5 protein-coding genes and 1 pseudogene are annotated in these 4,550 nt (G+C 57.6%); 2 read left to right on the plus strand and 4 right to left on the minus strand.

Going from position 1 to position 4,550, the window contains the following annotated elements; genetic code table 11:
* The 4 genes and pseudogenes from PROAA_RS09920 to PROAA_RS09935 all read right to left on the minus strand — a co-directional run.
* Window positions 1-224 (minus strand): annotated as a pseudogene (locus PROAA_RS09920) (hypothetical protein); the annotation flags it as partial.
* The gene (locus PROAA_RS09925) at window positions 214-942 is read right to left on the minus strand and encodes a hypothetical protein (protein ID WP_186411189.1); all 729 of its coding nucleotides are present in this window, start codon (window positions 940-942) and stop codon (window positions 214-216) included. The gene PROAA_RS09925 and the pseudogene PROAA_RS09920, both read right to left, overlap by 11 nt.
* Window positions 943-1,106: 164 nt before the next feature.
* Window positions 1,107-2,597: a sensor histidine kinase gene (locus PROAA_RS09930; RefSeq protein WP_186411190.1), complete on the minus strand. Its 1,491-nt coding sequence runs from the start codon at window positions 2,595-2,597 to the stop codon at window positions 1,107-1,109.
* A gap of 45 nt (window positions 2,598-2,642) precedes the next feature.
* A complete protein-coding gene (locus tag PROAA_RS09935; RefSeq protein ID WP_186411191.1) occupies window positions 2,643-3,329 on the minus strand; it encodes a response regulator transcription factor in 687 nt (228 codons plus the stop codon).
* A gap of 344 nt (window positions 3,330-3,673) precedes the next feature.
* Here PROAA_RS09935 and PROAA_RS09940 point away from each other — a divergent pair, with 344 nt between their 5' ends.
* Both PROAA_RS09940 and PROAA_RS09945 read left to right on the plus strand, forming a co-directional pair.
* Window positions 3,674-3,991 carry a DUF485 domain-containing protein gene (locus tag PROAA_RS09940; RefSeq protein ID WP_186411192.1) on the plus strand — a complete coding sequence of 106 codons (318 nt, stop codon included), beginning with the start codon at window positions 3,674-3,676 and terminating at the stop codon, window positions 3,989-3,991.
* Window positions 3,988-4,550: sodium:solute symporter family transporter (locus tag PROAA_RS09945; protein ID WP_425394009.1), on the plus strand; the 563-nt coding region annotated here is incomplete at its 3' end. The genes PROAA_RS09940 and PROAA_RS09945, both read left to right, overlap by 4 nt.

Consider the following 4,550-nt stretch of genomic DNA (forward strand, 5'->3'; position numbering starts at 1 on the left):
TCCATGCCAAGAACGGTCATTCCGGTCGATTTGATGCGCACGCGCACGGTCCACTCCGGATCCCATGGCGCCTTCGGATTGGCTGGACGCGGCGGGTATGCCAGATTGAGTTCGGGTCCGTAGGCAATCATCCGCACCATTGCGCCCTCGGCAGCACCGAATATGCCGGATGGAATGGCACAGTTCTGAATGCTGGGCGCCAGCACAACCTTTTCACCAATCAATTTCTATCATTTCATTTTCACCCTTGGAGCCCATGGCCGAATTCATCTTGATTTTAGGCATGAAATCGTAGGCATCGCGCAATGCGAAGCGAAGCCCTGCCGGGACGCCTTCGCCACTGACCGCGTGATCGCCTGCGAGGGAAGCACCGTTCGGCACGCGCTGACGGTCACGCTCGTTGGGCCACACCGATCGACCTGCAACAGCTTTGGCACCCCGGTCAGGGGCAAAGCGACCGGTCATGAAACGGGACCATTCGTCAGGACTCGCTCGGGAGAAATCAACTGTTCGCGGCTGACCGGGGCGCACCTTGTCTCCACAGCCCCAGTAGAACATCAGCTTGCCCTTCGGCTTTTCCGTGTCGTCTTCACGTCCTTCAACGGGCTGACTCCCGGCTACCGGAATCAAAGGCAGGCTGTTTCCCATCCGCATGCCGGGTGGAATGGCATGGGCACCCTCAGTACCGGCCCGCTTGTTACGCGTGTAGAGCGCCGTATCCAGCCACTGACCTGGCGATCCGCCACCCATTTTGGTGCCGCCGAAGAACCCCCCGAACATGCCGCCCGCACCGGTGTCGGCATCTTCCATACCGGGAATCGACATACTGTTGGTGGCAACGTCCATCCAGAATTGGGCAACAGGCGGCTTCGACTGGGCGAACGCCGTTCCGGCAATCAGAAGCAGACCGGCAGTAACGGATGTTGCAATACGAATAGACATGCTTGCCTCATTCACAATGAAAGTCTCAGTATAGATCAGGAAGCTGTCCGGCTCTTGTTTGCAGAGGCGAAGGAGCGCACGAACTCCACATTCACGCGAATCCGCCCATTCCAGTTCATAATGGAACGACCCGACGTACGGCCAATTCCGCCCGCAGCGGGAATCTAGACTGAAACGGTTGACAGATTCAAGGGCAGGCGGACCTTCACACAGGTTCCCTTGTCGTCCGGGCAGGCGGTGATCACGATTGAACCGTGGTGGCCGGCAACGATTTCGCGAGCGATCGGCAAACCCAGGCCGCTACCCGCGGCCGTTGCATCCGGCAGGCGGTGAAAGCGCTCGAACACCCTTTCGCGCTCGTGTTCCGGAATTCCGGGACCGTTATCACTGACGTCAATTTCGAGCAGCTCGCCGACGCACGCACAGCGCAGGGTGACCTGCCCTCCGACCGGCGTGAACTTGAGCGCGTTGTCGACCAGATTTGCAATCATCTCCCTGAGCAGCGTTGGGTCGCCAGCGATCACCGAAACATCGCGCTGCACGCCAAAGTCGATCTTCTTCTCGTCGGCGATCCGCAGCCACTCCTCCAGCATGTCATCGATCAGTTTGGCCAGGTCTACCGGCGATGCATTGGCTATCAGATGCTGACCAGCTTCGGCGCGAGCCAGTGCCAGCAGCTGATTGGCCAGTCGGGTTACGCGCTTTACGGATTTGCGCAGATTGTCTGAAATGGTCGGATCTGCCCGTGTGCTGCGCAGCAACTCGATCTGCACCTGAAGGCTGGCGAGCGGGGTTCGCAATTGATGCGCAGCATCCTGCAAGAACTTTCTTTGGGCCAGGTTCGCTTCTCCCAAGCGAGCCAAAAGAGCGTTCAATGCGCGCACGACCTCGCGAATTTCGAGTGGCACATGACTCAGATCAACCGGCGCAAGATCCTGGCCGGACCGTTCGGCAAGCTCTGCTTCCAGGCGGTGTAGCGATGCCAGTCCAGAGCTGATGCCGTAACGCACGACTACTGCTACGGCTGCGAGCAGCAGTAGCACCGCAAGGCCAAAGCCAACCAGCAGATCACGAATCGCGCCATGGCGCTTTCCCAGTGTTTCAGCAACGGTAACGTAGATTCCATGCTCATCGACTATCGGATGAAAGCGCACGCCGCGTATTGCTTGGCCACGGAAGTGGTCGTCAAAAAAAGTAGTGCTGAGTCCGCCGGCCTTGGTCTGGTCGCGCGCCTGAATTTCCGATGGCGGCAATTCAGAAAGGTTGGCCGAAAGAGCGCCGGGGGAAATTTCCGGCGGTGGCAAATCAGCGTCGCCCACGATGATTCTGCCTGAATCATCGCGAACCCTGAAATAGATGCGATCTATCGTATCCGTGCGAAGCAGTGCTTCTGCCTCCGCAGTCAGCCCCATCGTGATTTCGCCATTTTCTACCCGGGCACGGTTGGCGATACCGGTCGCGAGGTTCAACAAGCTTTGATCGTATGCGGTGCTGACCACCTTTTCCGCCGCCTGATATCCGAGCACGACTCCCGTGAACAGTGCGAGCGTGAGGGGGACTACCAACGCATGCAGTAGACTGCGCCGAAGGCTCGCGCCGGCCTCCCGCGTCTTGGAGACCGCACCGGATTCAGAACCTTCCTTACCACTATTCATACGACATCAGGATATCAGACTTGATTCGGCATACATCTCGCCGAATCATTGGGTGCTGGCTGTTTGCCAAGTCTTGTCCGCGACCTCGCTGGCGACTTCCAGACGGTAGCCGAAACCACGCACCGTGCGAATGTTCAGGCCCGCAACTTCCAGACGTCGACGCAAGCGGCAGAGGTATACCTCCAGGGCATTGACGCTTCCGTCGGCCAGCAGACGTTCCTTGGGAACAGAGTGCCCATCGGCCGCGGCAAGGGTAGTGAGCAGATCCCATTCCCGATTGGAAAGAATCAGAGGCTGATCAGCCAAGGAGGCGTGCCGGCCGTCCATGTCGATGGACAATGGGCCAAATTCGACGCGGTGTGTGACGGTATGGGTGCTACGACGGGTAACTGCGCGGATGCGTGCAGTCAATTCGGCAAGCTCGAAGGGCTTCGACAGGTAGTCGTCCGCGCCAAGATCGAGACCGTAGATTCGATCGTCGAGCGCGTCTCGTGCAGTAATCATGATCACCGGAATCAGTTGGCCGCGTTCCCGTATTCGTCGAACTATTTCATAGCCACCCAACCCCGGAAGTCCAACATCGACGAGAACCAGTTCAAAGCTCCGTTCCTGCAACAAACGATCGGCAGCCATGCCGTCGGCTTCCACGACGACGCTATCGCCCTTTCCGGCAAGGAAGGCAGCAATTCCAGCAGACAATTCCGAATCATCTTCTATCAACAGTACATGCATGAAACACCTCGATCGACAACGGAAAAAGGGAAGGAGATCGTGTCAGGAAAACGCGGACGACAGCACGACAGCAGCTGTACCAGTGATTGTACGCGACGACAGTAGTTGGCAGCGTGGGGCGTCAATTCGATTCGCCGCTCTTACGCACGGTACAGGTGCCGGAAACCAATCCGAAAACCATCGTCTCGTAAGCCACCATTAAGAAATGGGCAAGTATTCTGTAAGCTATTGTATTTACGCAATAATTTATATGTCTGTAAGCGCAGCGTAAGCTAAAATTCCTACCGTGGCCTTCGCAGTCATCCCGAATGACTCGACTAACCGTCCCTTTGCGAGGAGGCAGAATGAAAGAAGACGAACTGGTTGCGCGTATTGCAGCCAACCCAAAGTACGAAAAGCTGGTAAGCATGCGCTCCAGCTACAGCATCATCATGACCATCCTGGTGATGTGTATTTACTATGGCTACATTCTCCTGGTTGCTTACGACAAGGAGTTTCTGGCGCAGAAGATGGGCGCCGGCATGGTGACCTCGATCGGCATCCCGATGGGCGTCGGCGTGATCGTTCTGACGATCCTCATCACCAACATCTATGTGCGCCGGGCCAACAGCGAATTTGACACGCTCAATGGCGAAATCATCAGCGAGGCCAACAAACCATGATGACGAAAACGATACGCAACAGCCCAGCAATCTTGCTCGGTTGCCTGATCGCGGGAGTCGCCCTGGCGGCCGGTGGCGATCTCGGCACGACCGTCAAGCAGGCAACCAACTGGACCGCCATCGGCATGTTTGGCGCTTTCGTCATCATGACCCTGTTCATTACCAAGTGGGCGGCCAGCAGGACCAAGACAGCGGCCGACTTCTACACGGCGGGTGGCGGCATTACCGGTTTCCAGAACGGCCTGGTGTTCGCCAACGGCTTCGACGGCCTGATCTTTTCGATCGGCTGGCTGGTCGGCTGGCCGGTAATCACCTTCCTGATGGCGGAGCGCTTGCGGAATCTCGGCAAGTTTACCTTTGCCGACGTCGCTTCCTACCGTTTCGCGCAAACGCCGACGCGCATTTTCGCGGCATGCGGGACGCTGGTCGTCGTGGCCTTCTACATGATCGCGCAGATGGTCGGCGCCGGGCAGTTGATCAAGGTGCTGTTCGGCCTTGAGTATACCTACGCGGTGATGATCGTCGGCGTCCTGATGATGTGCTACGTGTTGTTCGGCGG

The sequence above is a fragment of the Candidatus Propionivibrio aalborgensis genome, from assembly GCF_900089945.1.
In the GTDB taxonomy this organism is placed as follows: domain Bacteria; phylum Pseudomonadota; class Gammaproteobacteria; order Burkholderiales; family Rhodocyclaceae; genus Propionivibrio; species Propionivibrio aalborgensis.